The 23,787-nt window shown below is 68.9% G+C and carries 22 protein-coding genes and 3 tRNA genes; 5 read left to right on the top strand and 20 right to left on the bottom strand.

Annotation, left to right across the window (positions count from 1 at the left end; translation table 11 throughout):
* Nucleotides 1-23 precede the first annotated feature (23 nt).
* From VFZ09_RS23670 to murJ, 6 genes are all read right to left on the bottom strand, one after another.
* Nucleotides 24-698: a hypothetical protein gene (locus VFZ09_RS23670; RefSeq protein ID WP_329729901.1), complete on the bottom strand. Its 675-nt coding sequence runs from the start codon at nucleotides 696-698 to the stop codon at nucleotides 24-26.
* Nucleotides 699-841: 143 nt separating this feature from the next.
* A tRNA-Met gene (locus VFZ09_RS23665) sits at nucleotides 842-915 on the bottom strand.
* 76 nt (nucleotides 916-991) lie between these two features.
* Nucleotides 992-1,065, bottom strand: a tRNA-Met gene (locus VFZ09_RS23660).
* A gap of 81 nt (nucleotides 1,066-1,146) precedes the next feature.
* A tRNA-Met gene (locus tag VFZ09_RS23655) sits at nucleotides 1,147-1,220 on the bottom strand.
* A gap of 117 nt (nucleotides 1,221-1,337) precedes the next feature.
* Nucleotides 1,338-3,425 (bottom strand): S1 RNA-binding domain-containing protein, encoded by a 2,088-nt coding sequence (locus VFZ09_RS23650; RefSeq protein WP_414640732.1) that lies wholly within the window; start codon nucleotides 3,423-3,425, stop codon nucleotides 1,338-1,340.
* 212 nt (nucleotides 3,426-3,637) lie between these two features.
* Nucleotides 3,638-5,287 (bottom strand): murein biosynthesis integral membrane protein MurJ, encoded by a 1,650-nt coding sequence (gene murJ, locus VFZ09_RS23645; RefSeq protein ID WP_329729900.1) that lies wholly within the window; start codon nucleotides 5,285-5,287, stop codon nucleotides 3,638-3,640.
* A 162-nt stretch (nucleotides 5,288-5,449) separates the two neighbouring features.
* Here murJ and VFZ09_RS23640 point away from each other — a divergent pair, with 162 nt between their 5' ends.
* The 5 genes from VFZ09_RS23640 to VFZ09_RS23620 all read left to right on the top strand — a co-directional run bounded on the left by VFZ09_RS23640 (nucleotide 5,450) and on the right by VFZ09_RS23620 (nucleotide 10,887).
* Nucleotides 5,450-5,962 (top strand): ferritin, encoded by a 513-nt coding sequence (locus VFZ09_RS23640; RefSeq protein ID WP_329729899.1) that lies wholly within the window; start codon nucleotides 5,450-5,452, stop codon nucleotides 5,960-5,962.
* A 27-nt stretch (nucleotides 5,963-5,989) separates the two neighbouring features.
* The gene (locus VFZ09_RS23635; RefSeq protein ID WP_329729898.1) at nucleotides 5,990-6,847 is read left to right on the top strand and encodes a family 1 encapsulin nanocompartment shell protein; all 858 of its coding nucleotides are present in this window, start codon (nucleotides 5,990-5,992) and stop codon (nucleotides 6,845-6,847) included.
* 25 nt (nucleotides 6,848-6,872) lie between these two features.
* Complete coding sequence (locus VFZ09_RS23630) at nucleotides 6,873-8,291, top strand: sigma-54 dependent transcriptional regulator (RefSeq protein WP_329729897.1); 1,419 nt, start codon at nucleotides 6,873-6,875, stop codon at nucleotides 8,289-8,291.
* Nucleotides 8,292-8,427: 136 nt separating this feature from the next.
* Nucleotides 8,428-9,453: a M23 family metallopeptidase gene (locus VFZ09_RS23625; protein WP_329729896.1), complete on the top strand. Its 1,026-nt coding sequence runs from the start codon at nucleotides 8,428-8,430 to the stop codon at nucleotides 9,451-9,453.
* Nucleotides 9,454-9,594: 141 nt separating this feature from the next.
* Nucleotides 9,595-10,887 carry a hypothetical protein gene (locus tag VFZ09_RS23620; RefSeq protein ID WP_329729895.1) on the top strand — a complete coding sequence of 431 codons (1,293 nt, stop codon included), beginning with the start codon at nucleotides 9,595-9,597 and terminating at the stop codon, nucleotides 10,885-10,887.
* 173 nt (nucleotides 10,888-11,060) lie between these two features.
* Here VFZ09_RS23620 and rsmI read toward each other — a convergent pair whose 3' ends face one another.
* The 14 genes from rsmI to sdhA form a co-directional block, all read right to left on the bottom strand.
* Nucleotides 11,061-11,891, bottom strand: a complete 831-nt coding sequence (rsmI, locus tag VFZ09_RS23615; protein WP_329729894.1) for a 16S rRNA (cytidine(1402)-2'-O)-methyltransferase — start codon at nucleotides 11,889-11,891, stop codon at nucleotides 11,061-11,063.
* A gap of 9 nt (nucleotides 11,892-11,900) precedes the next feature.
* Nucleotides 11,901-12,278, bottom strand: coding sequence for a YraN family protein (locus tag VFZ09_RS23610; RefSeq protein WP_329729893.1), 378 nt, complete (start codon nucleotides 12,276-12,278; stop codon nucleotides 11,901-11,903).
* A 55-nt stretch (nucleotides 12,279-12,333) separates the two neighbouring features.
* Nucleotides 12,334-14,292, bottom strand: a complete 1,959-nt coding sequence (locus tag VFZ09_RS23605) for a chromosome segregation protein SMC (protein ID WP_329729892.1) — start codon at nucleotides 14,290-14,292, stop codon at nucleotides 12,334-12,336.
* Between the two features lie 96 nt (nucleotides 14,293-14,388).
* A complete protein-coding gene (rplS, locus tag VFZ09_RS23600; protein WP_329729891.1) occupies nucleotides 14,389-14,823 on the bottom strand; it encodes a 50S ribosomal protein L19 in 435 nt (144 codons plus the stop codon).
* Between the two features lie 123 nt (nucleotides 14,824-14,946).
* Nucleotides 14,947-15,681 (bottom strand): tRNA (guanosine(37)-N1)-methyltransferase TrmD, encoded by a 735-nt coding sequence (gene trmD / locus VFZ09_RS23595; RefSeq protein WP_329729930.1) that lies wholly within the window; start codon nucleotides 15,679-15,681, stop codon nucleotides 14,947-14,949.
* Nucleotides 15,681-16,241, bottom strand: coding sequence for a ribosome maturation factor RimM (gene rimM, locus VFZ09_RS23590; protein ID WP_329729890.1), 561 nt, complete (start codon nucleotides 16,239-16,241; stop codon nucleotides 15,681-15,683). Before rimM ends, trmD begins: the two co-directional genes overlap by 1 nt.
* The gene (locus VFZ09_RS23585; protein WP_329729889.1) at nucleotides 16,238-16,525 is read right to left on the bottom strand and encodes a KH domain-containing protein; all 288 of its coding nucleotides are present in this window, start codon (nucleotides 16,523-16,525) and stop codon (nucleotides 16,238-16,240) included. The genes rimM and VFZ09_RS23585 overlap by 4 nt, the downstream gene beginning before the upstream one ends.
* Nucleotides 16,526-16,550: 25 nt before the next feature.
* Nucleotides 16,551-16,814 carry a 30S ribosomal protein S16 gene (rpsP, locus tag VFZ09_RS23580; RefSeq protein ID WP_329729888.1) on the bottom strand — a complete coding sequence of 88 codons (264 nt, stop codon included), beginning with the start codon at nucleotides 16,812-16,814 and terminating at the stop codon, nucleotides 16,551-16,553.
* A gap of 88 nt (nucleotides 16,815-16,902) precedes the next feature.
* Nucleotides 16,903-18,072, bottom strand: a complete 1,170-nt coding sequence (rlmN, locus tag VFZ09_RS23575) for a 23S rRNA (adenine(2503)-C(2))-methyltransferase RlmN (RefSeq protein ID WP_414640736.1) — start codon at nucleotides 18,070-18,072, stop codon at nucleotides 16,903-16,905.
* A gap of 171 nt (nucleotides 18,073-18,243) precedes the next feature.
* Nucleotides 18,244-18,687, bottom strand: coding sequence for a nucleoside-diphosphate kinase (gene ndk, locus VFZ09_RS23570; RefSeq protein ID WP_329729887.1), 444 nt, complete (start codon nucleotides 18,685-18,687; stop codon nucleotides 18,244-18,246).
* 36 nt (nucleotides 18,688-18,723) lie between these two features.
* Nucleotides 18,724-19,626, bottom strand: a complete 903-nt coding sequence (gene sucD, locus VFZ09_RS23565) for a succinate--CoA ligase subunit alpha (RefSeq protein ID WP_329729886.1) — start codon at nucleotides 19,624-19,626, stop codon at nucleotides 18,724-18,726.
* Nucleotides 19,627-19,650: 24 nt separating this feature from the next.
* A complete protein-coding gene (gene sucC / locus VFZ09_RS23560; RefSeq protein ID WP_329729885.1) occupies nucleotides 19,651-20,811 on the bottom strand; it encodes an ADP-forming succinate--CoA ligase subunit beta in 1,161 nt (386 codons plus the stop codon).
* Between the two features lie 224 nt (nucleotides 20,812-21,035).
* On the bottom strand, nucleotides 21,036-21,866 hold the full coding sequence (gene sdhB / locus VFZ09_RS23555) for a succinate dehydrogenase iron-sulfur subunit (protein ID WP_329729884.1): 831 nt from the start codon (nucleotides 21,864-21,866) through the stop codon (nucleotides 21,036-21,038).
* Nucleotides 21,867-21,887: 21 nt separating this feature from the next.
* Nucleotides 21,888-23,768 (bottom strand): succinate dehydrogenase flavoprotein subunit, encoded by a 1,881-nt coding sequence (sdhA, locus tag VFZ09_RS23550; protein WP_329729883.1) that lies wholly within the window; start codon nucleotides 23,766-23,768, stop codon nucleotides 21,888-21,890.
* Nucleotides 23,769-23,787 lie beyond the last annotated feature (19 nt).

Here is a 23,787-nt window from a genome sequence, read left to right as displayed (position 1 = left end):
GAGAGGGAGCATGCGCAACACGATTACCGCAGCCGGGCCGCCAGCGAGCCCAGCTCGCGTGACTTGTGGCCATCCCTCCGCGTCACCTGGATGGCGAGCGCCTCGGCCGCCGCGGCCACCTCCCGCCGCACGTCCGCCGGCAGTTCCGCCTCCACCAGCAGCTCGGGCACCTCCGAGAAGCGCCCGTACTCATCCGCGACGTAGGCCGCGAGCAGCTCCTCGGCCACGGTCCGCGCCGCGCCCGCCACCCTCGCCGCGAGCCCCAGCGTCACCCTCGCCAGCTGCGCGCAGAAGAGGGCCAGCTCGTCCTCGTCCGCGATGCTGTCGAACACCTGCGGCACGGCCTTCACGAAGTAGCGGAGCACCTCCACGCCCTCCGCCGGATAGCCCTCGGCGAAGGAGCGGATATCCCCGAGCAACCGCTCCAACCGCGCGATGTAGCTGGGGAGCTCACGCCAGTCGACGTACCGGACACCCATGGCCCCATCGATGGCCCGCCTCAAGTGCCGGGACAGGGCCTCATCCGCCCTGCCCTGCTTCACCGGCTCGTCCAGGACGTACCTCAGATGCGGATCCGCCAGGAACTGCTCCACGGCGAAGTCCAGCAGCCGCTCCCGAGGCCAGGACTCCAGCCGTGTCCGGAGCTCCGCCCTCAACGTCCGCTGGCTTCCTTGTCCACCACCGTGCTTCCGGCTCATCGAACCAAGTCTAACCACCCCCACCGCAAACGTCACCTCCGAGTGGGTGACTCCGAAAGTGGTGTGGGCCCTGGCCGCACGGATGCCCGGAAACGACAGAAGCCCCGCCGGTTCATCACCGGCGGGGCTTCGTCTTCTTCGAGTTGCGGGGGCAGGATTTGAACCTGCGACCTTCGGGTTATGAGCCCGACGAGCTACCAGGCTGCTCCACCCCGCGACATGTCTCTACACACTGTACTGCTTGCAACGATAAAGCCCCGCTGGCTCATCACCAGCGGGGCCTCATCCACGAGTTGCGGGGGCAGGATTTGAACCTGCGACCTTCGGGTTATGAGCCCGACGAGCTACCAGGCTGCTCCACCCCGCGATACCGTTTGCGGCTGCTGCTCTATGTCAAACACCAGAGACCCTGTCATCTATTTCCGGCAGGGTCTCCGGCGAGTCTGAGTTGCGGGGGCAGGATTTGAACCTGCGACCTTCGGGTTATGAGCCCGACGAGCTACCAGGCTGCTCCACCCCGCGGCGTCGAAGCGGGAGGCTAAGTACCGCCCTCCCCCTGTACCGTCAACACTTTTCCTCGAACGCCAGGAGACGCGTGCGGCATTCCCCGCGTCTCCCGTGCGCACCGAGCGCCGGGCGTTACTTGCCCGACTTCTTCAACAGATCGGCGAAGGTGCCGAATCCCTTCTTGCCGCCGCCCACGGGCTGCTGGCTCTTCGTCCACGCCTCGACCTCCGCGCGCTCCTCGGCCCGCTCGGCGGCGGTGATGGAGAGGCGGATCTTCCCGGAGGCGTCGATGTCCACGAGGGCCACCTTCAGCTCCTGGCCGAGCGAGAACTTCTTGCGCAGGTCCGTGCCGCGCTCGGTGCCCGTCTCGGAGGCGGGGATGAGGCCCTTGCCGCCGGGGAAGACGAGGAACACGCCGTAGGGCTCGATGCGGTCCACCTTGCCCACCACCACCTGGCCCACCTTCGGGCGAGGCGCCGCGGGCTCGGCGGGCTTCTTCTCCTGCTGGGCGGCGGCGGGGGCCGGACGCTCCTCGGCGGGGCGCTGGGCCTCCTCCTCGGTGATCCGGCGCAGGCCGATGCGCTTGTCGTTGGGCTCGATCTTCTCCACCTGCACCCAGATGGTCTCGCCCACCTGCACCACGTCGCGCGGGTGCGCGATGCGGCGCTCGGACAGCGCGGAGATGTGCACCAGGCCGTCCACGCCCGGACGCAGCTCCACGAAGGCGCCGAAGGGCTGCAGCCGCACGACCTTGCCCTGCAGCCGGTCACCCTCCTTGATCTCCGCGAGCGCCGTCTTGAAGGGATCCTCCTGGCGGGCGCGCATGGAAAGCGTGATCCGCTCCTTCTGCTTGGCCTTGTCGGGCGAGTTGGGCTGGGCGGCCTCCATGCGGAGGATCTCCACCTCGACCTCGTCACCCTGCTTCACCACGTCGCTCGGGTGGGCCACGCGCATGTAGGACATCTCGGAGACGGGGATCATGCCCTCGACTCCGCCCAGGTCCACGAAGGCGCCGAAGTCACGCACGCCGGTGACGCGGCCCTTGACGACCTTGCCCTCGGCGAGCGTCTCGCGCGTCTTGGCGGCCAGCTTGCGCTGCTCGTCCTCGAGCAGCGAGCGGCGCGAGAGCACCACGTTGCGGTCCCGCACCTCGGTGACGCGGAAGGTGAGCTTCTCGCCGATGAACGTGTCCGGCTTCTCCACGAAGCGGATGTCCAGCTGGCTGATGGGGCAGAAGGCGCGCACGTCGCCGATGGCGACCTCGACACCGCCCTTGTTGACGGAGAGGACCATGCCCTCCACGGGCATGCCGGAGGCGCGGGCCTCGGCGAGCATGGCCATGTTGGCGCTGCCCTTGGCCAGCGCGCGGCTGAGCAGGATGCCCCGGGCGCCCGCCTCGATGACGTGCGCCTCGATGGTGTCACCCACGCCGTAGCGCAGCACGCCCTCGTCGTCCTTGAGCTCGCGCAGCTCGATCATCGCCTCGCTCTTGGCGTTGGACAGCGTCACGAAGGCCGTGTCCGCGCCGAGCTGGAAGATCGTGCCAGACACCTTCTCGCCGATGCGCACCGCGCGCCGGCCCGGGACGCCGCCGTCCTTCTGCTGCGCCTCGAACATCTCGGCGAAGGACTGGGACTCGGGGACCTCCTCGTACAGCGCGGCGCTGGGAGCCGGCGCGGGAGGGGCCTTCCGGGGGGCCGGAGCCGGGGGAGCCGCCGGAGCGGCCGTCTCGGCGGGAGCCGCGGCCTCGGCGGGCTCGGCCGGAGCGGTCGACGACGGCGCTGGGGTCACCGGGCCCCGCGTCTCCACCGCGCCCGAGGCGCGCTTGACGACCACCATGGGGCCCTGGGGACGGCGCTCGCCGCCCCCCTTGCCACCCCGGTCGCCGCCACGGCCACCGCGCTCACCGCCCCGCTCACCACGCGGACGGCGATCGTCACGGCCACCGCCCTCGCGGGGCGCACCCTGCTGCGGCTGGGCAGCGGCCTCACCCTCCGGCTTCGCCGCCGGACGGGCCTCGCGCTCGCCACCCCGCTCGCCGCGCGGGCGATCCGAACCGCGGTCCCGGTCACGGCCGCCGCGCTCCTCGCGCTCGCCGCCACGGCCCGCCGGGATGCCGAGCATCACGTCGCCAAAGGTGGCCTTGGGCTTCTTGGGACCGAATCCCCCAGGACCGCCACCGCCACCAGAACCAACGGAACCGTTCTTCTCGTCGCTCACTGCCAGGACCTTCCTGAACGTAATCGGAATCCAGCCTTGGGGGACCGTACCCCCATGCTGGGTCAAAAGGCGGCGCACTCTACACACGCGCCGTGCTTGGACGGAAGACGCATGTGGTCATCTTCTGTCAAGCGCACCCGGAACCCCTTCATAACGCGACATGTCGCCTGTCCCATCCCCCACCCCGGGAATCGGGCTCGCCCGCCTGCTTCCTAGCGAGCGGCTCGACGGCGGAGGAGGCGCTGGAAGACGGCCCTGGCCTCGGGGATGCCCAGGGCCCCCGTGACACCGAAGTAGACCGCCCCGAAGGGCAGCACCACCGCCAGGAACAGGATGATCGGATGTAGGTGTGGTGGAGCCAGCAGGCCGCCACCCCACTCCGCCTCCACCCCGGGCATGGTCCCCAGCGCCCGGGCCAGGGCCAGCTTGATGCCCAGGCCCGTGAGCCCCGCCGCCAGCGCGGCCCCCCACAGCTTGAGGAGCAGCGCCCGGGGCACCCCCACGTGGCCGATCTGCCCCGCGAGCGTCCGCCGCAGCATCTGCGACTCGAACCAGGCCACCATGCCGCTCGTCACGGTGAGGAACACCGCGCCCAGGTGCGCGGGCAGGCCCACCAGTGCCGGCAGCCGCAAGGCGAGGAACCAGGCCGCCGCGGCGCCCAGGCTCACGCGCACCACCGCGAAGCGCAGCGGCGTCCGGGTGTCCTTCAGCGCATAGAAGGCCGAGGCGTACAGCCGGCCCAGCGCGGAGGCCACCAGGCCCACCGCCGAGCCCATCAACAGGTACCAGAGGTAGCGCGTGTCCGCGGCGGTGAAGCGGCCCGTCTGCAGCAGCCCGCCCGCGATCACGTCCCCAATGAAGAGCAGCGCCGCCGCCGAGGGCACCACGAAGAAGGCGATGCGGCGCGCGCCCGCCTCGATGCGCGTGCGCAGCTTCGTGGACACATCCTCCCCCGCCCCCGCCGCGCGCGACATCTCGGGCAGTTCGGCCGCGGAGATGGACATGCCGAAGAGGCTCACCGGGATGAGGTAGAGGGTCTGCGCGTACGTCAGCGTGGACAGCGCGCGGCCCGCGATGAGCGACGCATAGGACGTGTCCACGTAGGCGCTCACCTGCACCACGCCGCGGCCGATGACCACCGTGCCGAAGCTGCGCAGCACCTGGCGCACGGACTCGCTGGCGGTGGACAGCGTGGGCCGGAAGCCGCCGAGCACCCGCATGATGGACGGCACCTGCACCGCGAACTGCAACAGGCAGCCCGCCACCACGCCATAGGAGAGCACCACCACCAGCCGCTCTTCCGGCAGCCCGCGCCGGCCCGCCACCACCAGCGTGGCGATGATGGCCAGGTTCCACACCACCGGGGCCAGGTACGACAGGAGGAACTTCCGGTGGCTGTTGAGCACGCCCAGGCACCACGCGGACAGCACCAGCATGCCCGTGCCCGGGAAGAGGATGCGGACCAGCTGGATGGCCATGGACCGCGCCTCGCCCTCGAAGCCCGGGGCGATGGTGTCCACGAAGAGCGGCGTGACGAGCATGCCCGCCGCCACCATCACGCTGGTGGCCAGCGCGAGCAGCCCGAACACCGCGCCCGCGACACGATCCGCCTCCTTCGTGTCGCCCTTGCCCAGCAGGCCCGCGTACACGGGGATGAACGAGCCGGAGAGCACGCCCTCGCCGAAGAGGTTCTGCAGGAAGTTGGGGATGCGCAGGGCGGCCTTGAACACGGCGGCGGCCATGCCGTTGCCCAGGTAGTGCGCGAAGAAGCGCTCGCGCACCAATCCCATCAAGCGCGAGGCGAAGATGCCCACCGCGACGAACAGCGCGCCTCCGCTTCGGGCACGCGTCCCGGGCGACACGGGACGGGGTTCAGCAACGGGAGAGGGGGCGGAGCGAGGAGCGGGAACGGTCACGAGAGGGCAATCACTCTATGCGGAGCGTTCACCTGCTTGAAGCGCGAACTCCGGTGCCATGGTTTCTCTTGACGGTTCCCCCTGCGGGCCGCAATGGTCAGCGCTCCCATGGCCGGTCCCCCAGATAACGACCTCTCGACCGATGTGGCGCTCGTCCGCCAGGTCCTGGCGCGCGAACTGGAGACCATCAACGAGTACGAGGCCCATGCCCGCGCCGCCTCCACCCCGGAGCTGCGCGACTTCTTCCTGCACCTGGCCGCCGAGGAGAAGGAGCACGTGGCCGAGGCCGTCCACATGCTGCGCCTCCTCGACGCGGGGCAGGAGGCCCACTTCGCCAGACCCGTCACCACGGGCCACTTCCAGGGCGCCATCGAGGGCAGGCCCTCCCCTGCCCCCGCTCGTGCCCCGGCCCCTGCTCCCGCCGCGGCGGCGCCGTCTCCGGCCGCTCCGTCCGAGCCCGTCTCCCGGGGCCCGGCGCGGGGTGGACGCAATGGCAATGGCCAGGCCGAGCCGCCTCCTGGCCTCGTACAACCCGAGCGCGTCCTGTATGGCGTGCCCGCCCCGCCGCCCAGCCCGGGCGTCCAACCCTTGACCGTCGGCTCGCTGCGGCGCAGCCGCTGACGCCGTACCTCCCCCTGGAGCGTCCCCATGCCTGACTTCCTTGGACATGCCGAGAACCCGCTGCGCGAGGACGAGTGGGCCCGCCTCAACGAGACCGTCATCCAGGTCGCCCGCCGGTCGCTCGTCGGCCGTCGCATCCTGGACATCTACGGCCCGCTGGGCGCTGGTGTGCAGACCGTCCCCCACGATGAGTACACCGGCGTGAGCCCGGGCGCGGTGGACATCGTCGGCGAGCAGGAGACGGCCTCCGTCTTCACCGACGCGCGCAAGTTCAAGACGATCCCCATCATCTACAAGGACTTCCTGCTGCACTGGCGCGACATCGAGGCCGCGCGCCTGCACAACATGCCCCTGGACGTGTCCGCCGCCGCCGGCGCCGCCGCCCTCTGCGCCCAGCAGGAAGACGAGCTCATCTTCTACGGAGATCCCAAGCTCGGCCACGAGGGGCTGATGAACGCCACCGGCCGCCTCACCGTGCCGCTCGGTGACTGGGGCACTCCCGGGGCCGGCTACCTCTCCATCGTCGAGGCCACCCGCCGCCTCAACGAGTCCGGCCACTACGGCCCCTACGCCGTCATCCTCTCCCCTCGCCTCTTCTCCATGCTGCACCGCATCTTCGAGAAGACGGGCGTGCTGGAGATCGAGACCATCCGTCAGCTCGCCTCGGACGGTGTCTTCCAGTCCAACCGGCTGCGCGGGGACTCGGGCGTGGTCGTCTCCACCGGCCGCGAGAACATGGACCTGGCGGTGGCCATGGACATGGTGGCCGCCTACCTGGGCGCCTCGCGGATGAACCATCCCTTCCGGGTGCTGGAGTCGCTCATCCTCCGCATCAAGCACCCCGACTCCATCTGCACCCTGGAATCCGCGCCGAACCGCGGCTAGTCCGGCGCAACCCCGCCAGCCCCCCATGGCGAAGATCCTGGTCATCGACGACGAGGCGAACCTGCGCAAGGTGCTCGCCGCCATGCTGCGCCGTGACGGCTTCGACGTCACCGTCGCGGCCGATGGCGAGCAGGGTCTCGCCGAGTTCAACAAGAATGGCGCGGACATCGTGGTGACGGACCTCGTCATGCCCAAGGCCGGTGGTATGGAGGTCCTGCGCGCGGTCAACGCCGCCAACCCCGACGTGCCCGTCATCATCATCACCGCGCACGGCACCGTGGACTCCGCCGTCGAGGCCATCAAGGCCGGCGCCTTCGACTACGTCACCAAGCCCTTCGATCAGGCGGAGCTCTCGGCCGTCATCGCCAAGGCGGCCAAGGCGCACGACGTCGCCCAGCGCTCGGTACGCGCCGACGCCAAGGCCCGCGCCGCCATCATCGGCGAGTCGCCTCAGCTCCAAGAGGTCTTCAAGATCATCGACAAGGTGGCGGACACCCCCTCCACCGTCCTCATCAATGGCGAGAGCGGCACCGGCAAGGAGCTCATCGCCTCGGCCCTGCACGGCGCCTCCAGCCGCCGCGACAAGCCGTTCATCAAGATCAACTGCGCCGCCATCCCCCACAACCTCCTCGAGTCCGAGCTCTTCGGCTACGAGCGTGGAGCCTTCACCGGCGCCGTCACCTCCAAGCCCGGCCGCTTCGAGCTGGCCGACGGTGGCACCCTCTTCCTCGACGAGATCGGAGAGATCCCCGTCGAGATGCAGGTGAAGCTGCTGCGCGCGCTGCAGGAGGGCGAGTTCGAGCGCGTGGGTGGCATCAAGACGACGCGCGTGGACGTGCGCCTCATCGCCGCCACCAACAGGGATCTGCAGGCGGAGATCGAGGCCGGGCGCTTCCGCAAGGATCTGTACTACCGGCTGGCGGTGGTGCCCATCGTGCTGCCGCCGCTGCGCGAGCGCCGCACGGACATTCCGATGCTCGCCGGGCACTTCGTGGAGAAGTACAACCGCAAGCTCAACAAGAAGATCGAGAGCATCTCCGACGACGCCATGGCGCTGCTGCAGGCCTACAACTGGCCGGGCAACATCCGCGAGCTGGAGAACCTCATCGAGCGCGTGTTGCTCTTCGCCGACGGCCCCTCCATCACCGCGAAGGATCTCCCGGATCCGGTCCGCCAGGGCTCCGGCACGCCAGCGCCCGCTCTCTCGGCCGCTCCCCTGGAGGCCTCGACGGGCGAGGGAGGGCTCAAGGACATCGTCCGCATGAAGGCGGCCGAGCTGGAGAAGGACCTCATCACCAAGGCCCTGGAGGAGACGGGTGGCAACGTCACGCGAGCAGCCAGGCTGCTGCAGATCAGCCGCAAGTCCCTCCAGACGAAGATGAAGGAATTCGGCCTGCGCGACACCACCCCGCCGGACGGGCGGGACGAATCCATCGACGAGTGACCCGGGACGGCGAAATATCGCCGCGAAACCATCGGTTCGGTCCCGGCCACAACCCCTTTCCTCTCTGGGAGCCTGAATGCGGCCGCCTCTTCCCACCCTCGGACCACAGCCGAAGAAAAGCCCTGTAGGTCCGGTGATGGTCGTCTCCTTGCTGCTGGGTCTGAGCGCCGGAGGCGTGTGGTGGTGGAAGCAACGGCTCGCCTCGGAGACCCCCCCCGCCACGGCCGAGCAGCAGCTCACCGCGCCCGTGGCCATGGGCTCCGGGGAGGCCGGCTCCACCGCCGCCGCTCCTTCCGCCACCACCCCCTCGGCGGCTGCCACGGCCGCCGCCGCCGCGGCCCCCTCGGATCCGCTCACGGCGGCCGGGCTGTCGCGCGCCACCATCCGCATTGACGGCCCCATGGAGACGGCCGTCACCGCCGCCGCCGGCCCCGAGGTGGGCCCCGCGCTCGCCCAGGTGGTGACGCGCACGCTCGTGTGGTGGGTGGACGTGCCGGGAGATCTCCGGCGGGGGGACACGCTCGACGTGCTCTACCAGGTGCGCCCCAACGAGGAGCCCCTCGTGTACGCGGTGCGCTTCACCAGCAACAAGACGGGCCAGACGCACCGCGCCTACCGCTTCCAGCCCGAGGGCGACAAGAACCCTCGCTACTACCTGCCCAGTGGCGAGGAGCTGGAGCTGCGCCTGGAGAACTCGCCCCTGGACGACTACGAGCAGGTGACGTCGCTGCTGCGCGATGGCCGCCGGCACAAGGGCGTGGACTTCAAGACGCCCGTGGGCACTCCGGTGAAGGCGCCCTTCACGGGCATTGTCCGCCGCAAGAACTGGAGCTTCCGCTTCAACGGCAACTGCATCGAGCTGGAGGAGATTGGCGGCAAGCACCGCCGCGCGCTCTTCCTGCACATGGACGAGCTGCCGCGCTCGCTCAAGGTGGGAGACCGCTTCAACGTGGGCACCATGCTGGGCCGCAGCGGCAACAGTGGCCGCTCCTTCGCGCCCCACCTGCACTATCAGCTCGAGGCCGGTGACGAGCGCGTGCTGGATCCGTACGAGAGCCACCGCACCTACCGCCGCTCGCTCGCGGCGGGCCAGCGCACGGCCTTCGAGGCCGAGGTGCGCCGGCAGGATGGGCTGCTCGGCACCACGGTCGCCGGCGGATGAAGCCATCCGTTTCTTGACACCCCTGCTGGCGGCGGCTAGCGTCCCCGGACAATTTCTCAACATTTCCCGGGGGTTACGCGGCACGGGTGGTCCGAGCGGACCCCTCGCCCCGACCTCCGAGGAAGTGGTTCCGGAGGTCGGATGTCCAGGCTTCGCGCCGTAGTCGCCGCGCTGACGCTGGGAGTGCCGTTCGTCGCCACCGCGGCGGATATCACCCGCGTCGCTTCGTCCTTCGAGGACGAGGATCCATTCGGGATGTTCATCGATGTGGGCATCGAGCACTCGCAGCGGCGTACGAAGATCGTCCGCGAGGCCCTGCCCACCACCACGGGCGGGACGCGTCAGTACCAGGGCGAGCTCTGGTACAGGAGCTACGACACGCGCCTGAACCTGGACGTGGCCTTTGGCATCGCCCAGGACGTGGAGCTGTCGTTCGGGCTGCCCGTGGTGCTGCTCCAGGATGAGTCCTGGGCGTTCGTGTCGGGCACGAACCCGGGCAACTCCACCATCACGAACAACTTCGTGCGCAACAACTGCGACGGCATGGGCAAGCCCTGCTCGCTCACGACCCCCGAGCCGCTCTTCAACATGCCCGCGAACGGGTTCTTCGAGACGTTCCGCGGTGGTCTGGGCAACGCGCGCTTCGGGTTCGCGTGGTCCATCTTCAACCAGCTCAAGGACGAGACGAAGCCCACGTGGACGGTGGGGCTGGACTACGAGGCGCCCACGGCGAAGCTGCTCGACCCGAGCTTCGTGACGACCAAGGACCAGCGGGGTGCCGTTGGTGACCGGGTGCACAAGTACACGGTGTACACGGCGCTCTCGCGGCAGATCGGCCTGGCGGATCCGTACTTCCGGATGCACTACACCATCCCGGTGCGCGGCCCGGGCGCCTGGACGAACTGCAACAACCGCAACGTGGATCCGCAGAACCTCGGCCACCCGCAGAACTGCGGCGCCGCTGGGTGGGAGCGCAAGGAGACGGGCATCCAGGCGCCCCACGTGGCCGGCGTGATGTTCGGCTCCGAGTTCCAGGTGCTCGACACGCCCACGCGCAAGTTCAAGCTGGACCTGCGTGCCATCAGCAACTACGTGTCCGAGGGCCGCTACTACAACGAGATGAGCGGCCCGCTGCGCAAGCTGCTCGCCACCGGGGACTACGTGCAGATCGGCGGCCAGTTCGCCCTGACGGCCCAGCTCTCCGACTTCCTGTCCGTCCGGGGCTCGGGCATGTACCTGTACAACACGGACCACGTGCTGACCGACGAGAAGATCGGCAAGGACCTGGACGGCAACGGTACGGTGGACATCACGGGCAACACCGCCGAGCTGAACCCCAACTTCGACTACCGCACGGACTTCGTCTCGCGGCGTTTCCTCGCCACCGAGAGCAGGGACTTCCGTCTGGACGTCACCGCCACCCTGCGGTTCTGAATTTCCCCTCTCCCCTCGGGAGAGGGACGGGGTGAGGGTGCCCGCATCCCGGGTTGAACCCCCTGTCCACACGGGGGGGTCACGGGTTGAAGAACGGGCCTGGATACCCTCACCCTGACCCTCTCCCGGAGGGCGAGGGGATATTGGTGAGGACTGGACTCACTTGATGGGGTTCACCGCTTCTTGAGCCCGAGCCCCAGCCGGTACACGTCCTGTCCGGACCAACCGGCGCGCCGGGCCAGCTCGGTGCTGAGGGCCTTGAGCTTCTCCCCTCGCCCGAGCCCCTCCTCCAGCGCTCGCTGCAGCTCCTCCTCGGACCAGCGCCGCTCTCCGGTGCGCCCCTCCACCAGCACCACCACCTCACCCCGGGGCTCCTCGGCCGCGTAGCGCTCCGCCAGCGCCGACAGCGTGCCGCGCACGAACTCCTCGTGCACCTTGGTCAGCTCCCGCGCCACCACCGCGCGCCGGTCTCCCAGCGCGGCCTTCAGGTCCGTCAGCGTCTCGGCCAGCCGGCGTGGGGACTCGTAGATCCCCACCGTGGCCGACAGCGGCGCCACCTCCTCCAGCATGGCCTGGCGCTCGGGTCCCTTGCGCGGCAGGAAGCCCAGGAAGTGGAAGCGCCCGGTGGGCAGCCCCGAGGCACTCAGCGCCGCCACCAGCGCCGTGGGGCCCGGAATTGGCACCACCTTCACCCCGCGCTCGATGGCCTCGGCCACCAGCTTCTCCCCGGGATCGCTGATCCCCGGGCTGCCCGCGTCCGTCACCAGCGCGCAGTCCTCACCGGCCTCGAGCCGCTCCAGGATGCGGCCGGCGCGCTGGCCCTCGGCGAAGGCCGGCAGGCTCACCGTGTCCGCGGAAATACCGAAGTGGTCCAACAGCACGCGCGAGTGCCGCGTGTCCTCACAGGCCACGAAGGACACCGCGCGCAGCGTCTCCAGGGCGCGCGTGGAGATGTCCCCCAGGTTCCCGATGGGCGTGGCCACCAGATAGAGCGTTCCAGGCATATCCGTTCCTCACATCCCCGCGTCGAAAGCGCCCGGGAGGTGCTCCACCGTCGCGTGCTCGCCACGGCCCACCACCGAGATGACATCGAAACGGATCATCCTGTCCCGCAGCCGGTGGGCCAGGAGGTAATGCAGCGCGGCCTTCACCACCTTGCGCTGCTTGGCGAAGGACACCGTGTGGGAAGGGTCTCCCCACACCGCCGTGGAGCGCATCCGCACCTCCACGAAACACACGGTGTCCCCGTGCTCGGCCACCACGTCCAGCTCCCCGTAGCGGCAGGAGAAATTGCGCGCGCGCACCCGGTAGCCCCGTGACTCCAGGAAACGCACCGCCGCCTCCTCGCCCTCGTCCCCGAACCCCTTCCGATCCACCCCTGCCCTTCCCATCCCCACCCCTCCCGAGCCCCCTCCGTTGGGGGCCCCTCACGCCACGTGGCGCGTCCTACACACTGACAGGCCCGTCCGACAGCTGCGCCAGGCCGGGATGCGGCGTGACGTGCAGCACCTGCGTCAACGTGCCCAGGTGCTTGAGCATCCGCCCCAGCAGCGGCAGCCGGGACTCGTCGAGGCCGACCAGCGCGTCCTCCACGAGCAGCGGCAGCTTCACCCGGGCGCTCACCTTCTCCACCACCGTCAGCCGCAGGCTCAGGAAGAAGAGGTCCACCTCACGCGGAGGCAGCTCGCCCACCGGCACGCGCCGGCCCGCGGAGGTCACCACCATCGTCCGCCCATCCCGATCCCACTCCACGCCGACGTAGCGGCGCTCCGTGAGCGCGCTGAAGTACTGCACGCACCGCTCGCGCATCATCCCGATGACGGCGGCCACGTCCGTGGCCAGCAGATCCCCCGCCAGGCCGAGCACCAGGGGCGCCGGATCCTCCAGGGGCTCCATGCCGCCACCGGCCAGGTCGGCCCCCGCCATGCCCATGCCGGCCAGCTGCGGGTTGCGCGCCAGCGCGATGGACTCCTTGAGCCGGGCGAGCTCCCGCTCCACCTCGCGCAGGTCGCGCACGAAGGCGCCCTTCTCGGAGATCTTCGCGTTGAGCAGCTCGATCTGCTGGCGGAGCACCGGCAGCTGACGGATGGCCTCCTGGAACTCCGGGTGCTTCTCCACCGAGACGAGCTCGGCGCGCAGCTGGGCCACCTCGGCGCCGAGCTGCTCGCGGCGCTGCAGGCGCAGGGGAATCTCCTTGGGCGTGTCCACGTCGAACACTTCCAGGGCCTTGCGCACCGGACCGGCCTCGGCCTCGAACTCCTCGAGGATCTTCTTCTCGCGCACGGCGAACATCTCCTTGCGGCGGCCCAACCGGTCCCTGTCCTGCAGCTCGTCCACGTAGCGCATGGCGAGCACCGCGGCGAAGCCGAAGGCCGGGATGTCCAGCAGCGCCACGTACCGGGCCCAGTCGCTGAAGGAGAAGCTGACGGCGAAGCACGCCACACCCGCGGCCACGGCGATCCAGAAGTTGCGGTTGCGCACGAGCGGCTCGATGTCCGGCAGCCGCTGCGCCTCCTCCTCGGCCACCTCGCGCTCGGACTCCAGGCGCGCCAGGGCCTCGTCACGGCGCGCGAGCGACCGCGGGTAGCGCTCCGCCCGGGCCACGATGTCCTGGGGCAGACCGAACGACTCGGGCGTGGGCTCGGCGTTCCAGGCCTCCTCGGCCTGGCGCACCTTCTCCTTGAGGCCATCGGTGCCGCGCAGCTTCGACTCGAGATCGAAGACCTGGGAGTTGAGCCCGTCCACCTCGAACTGGAGGTTGTCCACCTCCCTGCAGAGCACCAGCTCCTTCTCGAGCTCGCGCACCTTCGCCTCGGCGGCGGGGATGTCCGAGACCGGTATGACACCCGGAGACGAGATGGACATGCCGGGAGAGGAATGCGCCATGCCCGGAGACGTGGGCGAGCGCATCGCGGGCATGCCCGGAGACGAGAGCGCGCGCAGGCCCGACGTGGAGGCCCGGGCCCCACCGCGAGGACGGCGCGAGGGTAGCTGCGCCGCCTGGAGGCAGAAGAGCTGCTCGAAGGTGGTGCGCGGCGGCAGACCCACCTGGCCGCGGAGGAACTGGTTGGCCTCGGCGGTGTCCTGCGTCACCAGCTCCGGCTGCTTCGTGGCGGGGTTGAGCCGGTGCAGCGAGCCGCCTCCACCCAGCTCGCGCAACACGCGGTAGGTGACGGAGTCCTGTCCCACGAAGGTGAGCGCGGCCTTGCCCGCCTTCTGCGTGGAGGCGGCGAGCGCGGCATCACCGCCCCGGCCATCCGCGTAGAGCAGCGCGAGTGACAGCCCCGCCAATGGACTCAGCTCCGGCGTGGGGGGCTTGAGGACCAGATACCCGGTCTTGAAGGCGAAACGGCCCGCCGGAGAGAACCCCCGGACGTTCTGGACGGCAACCTCGACGAAGTGCATGCGCCCCCATTCTAGCGCGCATGGGCATGAAAAAAGGGAGCGTCCTCGAAAGGACGCTCCCCAAAAAAGCACCGGCCCACGAGGGCCGGCGAGCAATCAGGCGGTCGGACCCTTGGCGGTCGTCTTGCCGGAGGCGTGGCTGGCGGCCGCGTGGCTGACAGCGGCGGCGCGGCGCATCTCCGCGTCCTCCTGGGTCTCCACGCGGGAGGCCTTGCCCTTGAGGGCGCGGAGGTAGAAGAGGCGGTTGCGGCTCACGTTGCCGCGGGAGAGGACCTCGATCTTCTCGTAGCGCGGGCTGTGCATCGGGAAGATGCGCTCCACGCCCACGCCGAAGGACACCTTGCGCACGGTGAAGGTGGCACGGTTGTGGCCCTTCTTCTTGCGGATGACGACACCCTCGAACGCCTGCACGCGCTCCTTGTCGCCCTCCTTGACCTTCCAGTGGACTCGAACCGAGTCACCGGTACGGAACTCGGTGACGTCCTTACGGAGGTTCTTGGCCTCCACGTACTCGATCGCGCTGCGACGCATGACTGACTCCAGAAAAGCTCGGACTCGGGGTACGAAAACTGAGAGCGGGCCGTACTACCAGAGAGCCGGGGGTCGGACAAGCCCGCTGAACACCGACCAATGGCCCAGGAACCGTCGGAGGGGCTACAGCTCCTCCTCTTTCTTCGACAACAGCTTCAAATCCGCCTTGTCGAACTGCAGGCGGGCATACAGGTCCGGGCGCCGCTCCCGGGTGAGCTGCAGGGCCTTCCAGCGGCGCCAACGGGCAATCCGCGCGTGATCTCCGGACTGGAGGGCGGCGGGCACCTCGGCGCCGCGGAAGACGGGCGGCCGGGTGTAGTGGGGGTGCTCCAGCAGGCCCTCCTCGAAGCTCTCCGTGACGCTGGAGACCTCGTTGCCCAGCACTCCGGGCAGCAGCCGGGCCACGGCGTCCACCACGGCCAGGGCGGCCACTTCGCCCCCGGTGAGGATGAAGTCCCCCAGGGACACCTCCCCGTCCAGGTACGGCATGACGCGCTCGTCCACGCCCTCGTAGCGGCCGCAGACGAGGATCAGCCCGGGCTCCTTCGCCAGCTCGCGCGCCCGCGCCTGGGTGAAGACGGGGCCCCGAGGGCTCATCAGCAGCACCTTCGCCCCGGCGGGGGCGCGGGCCCGGGCGGCCTCGATGGCGGCCACCAGCGGCTCCGGCTTCATCACCATGCCGGCACCACCCCCGTAGGGCGTGTCGTCGGTGACGCGGTGCTTTCCCTCGGCGTAGTCGCGGATGTACGTGACGGTGACGCCGAGCAGCCCCTTCTCCTGGGCCTTCCCGAGGATGCTCGCGCCCAGGTAGCCCGAGACGCTGTCCGGGAAGAGCGTCACCACCTCCACGGGGTACATCACTCGCCCCCTTCTGGCTCGCCCTCCGCCGACTCCTGCCCACCCACCTCCAGGTACTCCGGAGGCTTCACCACGAGCCGGCCGCCCGGGATGTCCACGGTGGAGACGAAGTCGTCGACGAAGGGCACCACCAGCTCTTCCTGGCCCTCGGCGCGGATGACGAGGTTGGGAACCTCACCGGTCTCCCAGATCTCCTCCACGCGGCCGAGCACCTTGCCGGACGCGTCCACGGCGGTGAGCCCCACCAGGTCACCCTGGAAGTACTCGTCCTCGGCGGGAGGCTCGAGGTCCTCCCGGAAGGCGAGCACTTTGGCGCCCACCAGCGCCTCGGAGGCATCGCGGCCCTTCACGCCCTCGAAGACGACGAGCATCTCCTTGGGCGTGGGCCGCACGGAAACAATCCGCAAGACGCGCTCGGCGCCGGTACGGGGACGCACGAGCACACGCTCGACATGGTCGAGCGTCTCGGACGCCGGGTCGAAGGTGCGGACGGCCACCTCTCCCTGGAGACCATGGGCGCGGGCCACATAGCCCAGCTCGAGATGGGGTTTGAGGGTCACGGGCCTTCAGGGGGTGTGGCGGGCGTGGGGGTCCCGGCCAGGGGTTGACGCCGGTCGTCCTGGATCTCCAGACGGACCTTCTGGCCCTGCTTCTGGGCCGCGGCGCCAACCAACGTCCGGAGGGCACCCACGGTGCGACCGTCCCGGCCGATGACCTTGCCCACGTCCTCGGGGGCGACCTTCAGCTCATAGAGCCGGGCCCCCTCGACGTCGGACGCGCGCAGGCTCACCTGGTCCGGTTGATCGACCAGGGCCCGCGCGAGATAGATGATGAGCTGCTCCACGCTGTCCGCTCGGCCTGCGAGGAGACTAAGCGGGCTTGGCGGCGGGGGCGGCGCGCTTGTGGCGCTTGATGAGCTCGCCCACGGTCTCGGAGGGCACCGCGCCGGACTTCAGCCAGTACTCGAGGCGCTCAGCGGCGAACTCCACCTTGGCGGGCTTGTGGTTGGGATCGTAGGAACCCACGGCCTCGAGGAACTTGCCATCCCGGGGGTTACGGGAGTCGGTGGCCACCACGTGGTAGTACGGCTTCTTCTTGGCGCCCGCGCGGGCAAGACGGAGGACAACGGCCATTTCTGATGCTCCAGGTGAAAACTGAAGGTGAGACAAGAAGGTGATCAGCTTGGAGGGGGGCGCTCTTAACGCCGCCACAAGCGGATTGTCAAGGAAGCTCGGGGTTTTGCGTCGATTCGGAGTCGTTTTCGCCACCCCGGTTGGCCAGCTGGCCACACGCTCCGGCGATATCACGGCCCCGGTTCTGCCGGATGAAGGCGGCCACGTGCCCGTTCGTGAGGAGCTCCCGGAAGCGCTCGGCGCGCTCGTCCATGGTCGTCTTGAAGCCCAGCCCCGGGTTCTCGTTGTAGGGGATGAGGTTGACCTTGGCGGGGATGTCCTTGAGCAGCTCGATGAGGCGGTAGGCGTCCTCGTCGCTGTCGTTGAAGTCCCGCAGGAGGACGTACTCGAAGGTGATGCGGCGGCCCTGGCGCAGGGGGAACTTGCGGCAGGCGTCGAGCAGCGCCGCGATGTTCCACTTGCGGTTGACGGGCATCGTCTTGGAGCGCTGCTCGTCCGTGCTCGCGTTGAGCGAGATGGCGAGCTTCACGTCCGTCTCCTGGCCGAAGCGCTCGATCATCGGCACCAGACCCACCGTGGACACGGTGATGTGGCGGTGGCTGAAGTTGGGCCCCTCCACCGACTGGAGGATGGAGAGCGCCGTCTTCAGGTTCTCGAAGTTGTGCAGGGGCTCGCCCATGCCCATGAAGACCAGGTTGGAGAGCGGGCGGTAGGTCTCCAGCTTCTCCAGCTTGCGCACCTCGCGGTTCACCGCGTGCACCTGGGCGACGATCTCCCCCGGGGTGAGGTTGCGCTTGAGGCCGAGCGTCCCCGTCATGCAGAAGCTGCACGCCATGGCGCAGCCCACCTGGGTGGACACGCACAGCGTCTTGCGGTCCTCGGAGGGCATGTAGACGGACTCGATGTAGCGGCCGTCCCGCGTCTTCCAGCGGTACTTGATGGTGCCATCCACCGAGCGCTGCTCGGCGTCCTTCACGAGGGGGACGATCTCCGCGCGCGTCTTGAGCTTCTCGCGCAGGGCCTTGGAGAGGTCCGTCATCTCGTCGAAGGAGGTGGCGCCGCGCTGGTGGATCCACCGGTACAGCTGGCCGGCCCGGAACGCACGCTCGCCCAGCTCCTCGGTGAAGAAGCGGGTGAGCCCCTCCAGGGTGAGGCTGGAGACCTCCGTGAGCTTCGCGGGCGCGGGGGCCGGCGTGGGCGCGGGGGTCGCCTGGAGCTCGGCGATCGCGGCGGGGATGTGGGAGGACTCGGGCTGCATCATGGTTCCAACGGGGGGAGTGTGGGGGTGACTTCCCACAAGATAGGACTCGGAGTCAAAGGAGGGCCCGTTCCCTCCCCTACCCTGCGCCGGACGTGGAAAAGACGGCGGCCCGGTCCCCGCGGAGGAGCGCGGGAGCCGGGCCGTGTCCCGGGCGCGAGGCCCTGCCAGCTACTTCTTGCTGGTGTACTCGTAGGGGGCGATCTCGGTCTCGCGGAAGAAGTACGCGATCTCGATCTTCGCGTTCTCCAGGCTGTCCGAGCCGTGCACCGTGTTCTGGTCGATGCTGGTGGCGAAGTCGCGGCGGATGGTGCCCGGGGCGGCATTGGCCGGGTTGGTGGCGCCCATGATGTCGCGGTTGGCCAGGACGGCGTTCTCACCCTCCAGCACCATCAGCACCACGGGGCCGGAGATCATGAAGTTGACCAGGTCCTTGAAGAAGGGACGCGCCTTGTGGACGGCGTAGAACCCCTCGGCCTGGGCCTGGGACAGGTGCTGCAGGCGGATGGCAACGGGCTTCAGGCCCTTCTCCTCGAAGCGGGAGATGATCTTGCCGATGACGCCCTTCTGGAGCCCGTCGGGCTTGATGATGGACAGCGTACGCTCGATGGCCATGGTTGATGGTCCTCGTCTGACGTGTGGGAGGTGGGACTAGCGGTTCTTCTTGGGAGCGCCGCGGCGGACGGCCTCCTGAAGCGTGGTGCCGAGCTCGGCGGGGCTGGCGGCCATGACGAAGCCAGCGGCCTCCATGGCCTTCATCTTCTCCGCGGCCGTGCCCTTGCCACCGGAGATGATGGCGCCGGCGTGGCCCATGCGCTTGCCCGGAGGAGCCGACTGGCCGGCGATGAAGCCGGCGATGGGCTTGGTGAACTCGCGCGCCACGTACTCGGCGCCGCGCTCCTCGGCGTCGCCGCCGATCTCGCCGATCATGATGACGGCGTCCGTCTCGGGGTCCGCGTTGAAGAGCTTCAGCACGTCCACGAAGTCCGTGCCGTTGACCGGGTCACCACCGATGCCCACGGCGGTGGACTGGCCCAGGCCCAGCTGGGTGAGCTGGTACACGGCCTCGTAGGTCAGCGTGCCCGAGCGCGACACCACGCCGATGCGGCCCGGCTTGTGGATGTGGCCCGGCATGATGCCGATCTTGCACCTGGCGCCCGGGGTGATGACGCCGGGGCAGTTGGGGCCGATCAGGCGAACGCCCGGCTTACCCTGCAGGTAGCGCTTGGCCTTGATCATGTCGTTGACGGGGATGCCCTCGGTGATGGCGATGATGAGGGAGATGCCCGCGTCGGCGGCCTCCATGATGGAGTCAGCCGCGAAGGGGGGCGGGACGAAGACGACCGAGGTGTTGGCGCCGGTCTGCTTCACCGCGTCGGCCACCGAGTTGAAGACGGGGACCTTGCCCTCGAAGTCGGTACCACCCTTGCCCGGCGTGACGCCAGCGACCAGCTTCGTGCCGTACTCCAACATCTGCTTGGAGTGGAACGAGCCCGCCGAGCCGGTGATGCCCTGGCAGAGGACCTTCGTGTTCTCGTTGACGAGGATGCTCATGGATTGAACCTTTCTCTGCCTGGACTACTTCAGCGCCGCGACGGCCTTTTCGGCGGCCTGGCGGAGGTTGTCGGCGGGGGTGATGGCGAGGCCGGAGTTGCGCAGCAGCTCCTTGCCCTTCTCCACGTTGGTGCCCTCGAGCCGCACCACGAGCGGAACCTTGAGCTGCACTTCCTTGGCCGCCGCGATGATGCCCTCGGCGATCACGTCGCACTTCATGATGCCGCCGAAGATGTTGACGAGCACCGCCTTCACGGCCGGGTCGGCGAGGATCAGCTTGAAGGCCGCCGTCACCTTCTCCTTGCTCGCGCCACCGCCCACGTCGAGGAAGTTGGCCGGCTGACCGCCCACCAGCTTGATGGTGTCCATGGTGGCCATGGCCAGACCCGCACCGTTCACCATGCAGCCGATGTTGCCCTCGAGCGCGATGTAGGCCAGGTCCCACTCCTTGGCCTGGGTCTCGCGCGGCTCCTCCTCGGCGACGTCACGGTACTCGAGCAGATCCTTGTGCCGGTAGAGCGCGTTCTCGTCGAAGGTCACCTTCGCGTCGAGCGCCACCACGCCGCCATCCTTGAGGATGACCAGCGGGTTGATCTCCACCAGGGCGGCGTCCGTCTCCATGTACATGCGGTAGAGCGCGGAGCAGAACTGGACGAACTTGTTCACCGTGGGACCGGTGAGGCCCAGGCCGAAGGCCAGCTTGCGGCCCTGGAAGTCCTGGAAGCCCACGGCGGGATCCACCGACTCGCGGAGGATCTTCTCGGGGCTGTGCGCGGCCACTTCCTCGATCTCCACGCCGCCCTCACGGGAGGCCATGAAGGTGACGCGCGAGGTGGCGCGATCCAGCGTCACGCCGAGGTACAGCTCCTGACCGATGGCCAGGCCCTCCTCGATGTAGACCTTGTGGACCGTCTGGCCCTCGGGCCCGGTCTGGATCGTCTTGAGCTTCATGCCCAGCATCTGCTTGGCCAGGTCCTTGGCCTCGGCGGGGCTCTTGGCGAGCTTCACGCCGCCGCCCTTGCCACGGCCACCGGCGTGGATCTGGGCCTTCACGACGACCACCGGCGTGCCCAGCTCCTTGGCGGCCGCCTCGGCCTCGTTGGGCGAGAGCGCGAGAATGCCGCGCGGCGTGGGAACGCCGTACTTCCGGAAGATTTCCTTGCCCTGGTACTCGTGGATCTTCATCGAGGCTCCGGGTGACGCGAGTGATGCGAGAGACTGGCACCCGGAAGCGAGCCCCCGGGGCGGAACGGCGCGGCTGCCTCTCTCGCGCAGAATGGCCCGCTTGGCAAGGCCCTACTGTCAAGGGCCAATCAGACGGACCAGAAAGAACCGAGGCCCCGGACCGGCGGGGAACAGCCGGACGCGGGGCCTCGTGAAAACGGTGGTGTAACGGAAGCGGCCCTGCCCTACCCCGGACCGCCCGCGGACGTCTTCTCGCCGCCGAGGTCGAAGAAGATGTCCTTGATGACCTGCTTGGTCACCTCGCGGTTCATCACCGCGATGGAGGTGGTGAGGGGGATCTCCTTGGGGCACACCTTCACGCAGTTCTGCGCCTTGCCGCAGTCCTGGATGCCGCCCGGACCCATGAGACCCCGGACGCGCTCCTCACCGTTCATCTTGCCGGTGGGGTTCATGTTGAAGAGCCGGGCCTGGCTGATGGCGGCGGCGCCGACGAAGTCGTTGTCGAGCGTCACCTGCGGGCACGCCTCGAGGCAGCTGCCGCACGTGATGCACGTGGACAGCTTGTACATCACCGTGTGGTCCGCCTGGGACTGGCGCGGGCCGGGGCCGAGGTTGTGCGTGCCGTCGATGTTGATCCACGCCTTGACGCGCTTGAGCGCCTCGAACATGCGGTCGCGCTTGACGGCCAGGTCGCGGGCGACCGGGAACTTCTTCATCGGCTCCAGGGTGATGATGGGCTCCCCGTCCCCGATGATGCGGTCGATCAGCGCCGAGCAGGCCATGCGGACCCGCCCGTTGATGTTCATGGCGCAGCTGCCGCACACCTCCTCGAGGCACGCGGCGTCATAGATGGCCGGAGCCACCTTCCGCCCGTCGGTGGTGACCGGGTTGCGCTGGATCTCCATGAGGCAGGAGATGACGTTCGCGCCCTTGCCATACGGGACGCGGAACTCGTCGAAGTGACCCGGCGCATCCGGGCCGTCCTGCCGCCAGATGCGGAAGGTGACGTGCTTCGTGGTGGTACTGACAGGCGCCTGCACGGTCGCGTTGTCCATGTCGTTCCCTCCGTCCCTTCCTTAGGCGTACCAGCGCGGCTCGGGATCGAGCACGGGCGTGGGGATGTCCTGATAGGTGATCTGCGGGCCCTCGGCCGAGTAAGCAGCCATGGTCGTCTTGGCCCACTTCTCGTGGCGCTTCTTCCAGAGCGCCATCCACTCGGGATCCTTCGTCGGATCCTTCACCTTGGGCTCGGGCAGCGAGAACTCCGGCTTGTAGTGGGCGCCGCGGCTCTCGTCGCGCTGCAACGCGCTCTTGGCGATCACCTCGGCCAGCTCGAACATGTTCCAGAGCTGGTTGACGTAGGAGATGCTCCGGTTGGCCACGTTGCCCGTGTCCAGCGCGTTGATGTTCTTCCAGCGCGCCTTGAAGTCGCGGATCTTCTCCACCGTCTTCTTGAGCCGATCGTTGTAGCGGACGACGGTGCAGTTCTCCGTCATCAGATCGCCGAGCTCCTTGGTGAGCCCGTACGCGTTCTCCGTGCCATTCATCGCCTTGATGGTGGCGAAGCGGTCCTGCCAGTACTTCTGCGCGTCGGCGAAGTACTTCTGGTTGTCCGCGTCGGTGGCGCTCTTGGACTGGCTCTTGGCGAAGGCCACCATGGCCGGGCCGCCGATCATGCCGCTGTAGATGCAGGAGAGCAGCGAGTTGGCGCCCAGGCGGTTCGCGCCATGGTAGGCGTAGTCCGCCTCGCCCGCGGCATACAGGCCGGGGATGTTGGTGGACTGGTTGACGGGGCTGCCCACCAGCGGTGTCTGCGTCTGGGGATCCGCCTCGAACTGCACGTACAGGCCACCCATGGAGTAGTGCATGCCCGGGAAGATCTTCATGGGCACGTAGCGCGGGTCATCGCCCACGAACTTCTCGTAGATCTCCATCACGCCGCCCAGCTTGGCGGTGAGCACGTGGGCCGGGATGTGCGTGACGTCCAGGTACACGGCGTCGCCGCCGCCCAGGCCGAGGCCCATCTCGCGGCACACCGTGAAGATCTCCCGGGTGGCCACGTCGCGCGGCACCAGGTTCTTGTACTTGGGGTACTTCTCCTCGAGGAAGTAGAAGCGCTCGCTCTCGGGGATGTCCTTGGGGTCGCGCGTGTCGCCCTTCTTCTTGGGCACCCAGACGCGGCCACCCTCGCCACGCACCGACTCGCTCATCAGGCGCAGCTTGTCCTCACCCGGAATGGAGGTGGGGTGCACCTGGATGAACTCGCCGTTGGAGTAGATGGCGCCCTCCATGTAGGCGCGGCCGGCGGCGGTACCGGTGTTGATGATGGAGTTGGTGGAGCGCCCGAAGACGATGCCCGGGCCACCCGTGGCGAGACACACGGCCTCGGCCGGGAAGGTGCGGACCTCGTTGGTGCGCAGGTCCATGGCCACGCTGCCGATGACGCGGCCCGTGCCGTCCTTCACCGTGCCCAGCCACTCCCAGTACTCGTACTTGGTGACGCGCCCCTCGGACTCCCAGCGGCGCACCTGCTCGTCCAGCGCGTACAGCAGCTGCTGGCCGGTGGTGGCGCCCGCGAAGGCCGTGCGGTGGTGCAGCGTGCCGCCGAACCGCCGGAAGTCCAGCAGACCCTCGGACGTGCGGTTGAACGTCACACCCATGCGGTCGAGCAGGTAGATGATGCCCGGCGCCGCGTGGCACATGCCCTTGACGGAGATCTGCTCGGCCAGGAAGTCGCCGCCGCGCAGCGTGTCCTTCACGTGGATGTCCGGAGAGTCACCCTCACCCTTCGTGTTCACCGCGCCGTTGATACCGCCCTGGGCGCAGACCGAGTGGGAACGCTTCACCGGCACGAGGGACAGGATGTCGACCTGGTGGCCGGCCTCGGCAAGCTTGATGGTGGTCATCAGCCCGGCGAGTCCGCCGCCCACCACCGTGAACCGCGCTGCTGCTGCCATGCTGCGTCTCCTTGGTGAC

The sequence above is a fragment of the Archangium sp. genome (assembly GCF_036277355.1).
GTDB lineage: Bacteria > Myxococcota > Myxococcia > Myxococcales > Myxococcaceae > Archangium.
The sequence above is the reverse complement of the archived record's forward strand: the minus strand, read 5'-3'. Positions and strand labels throughout refer to the sequence as shown.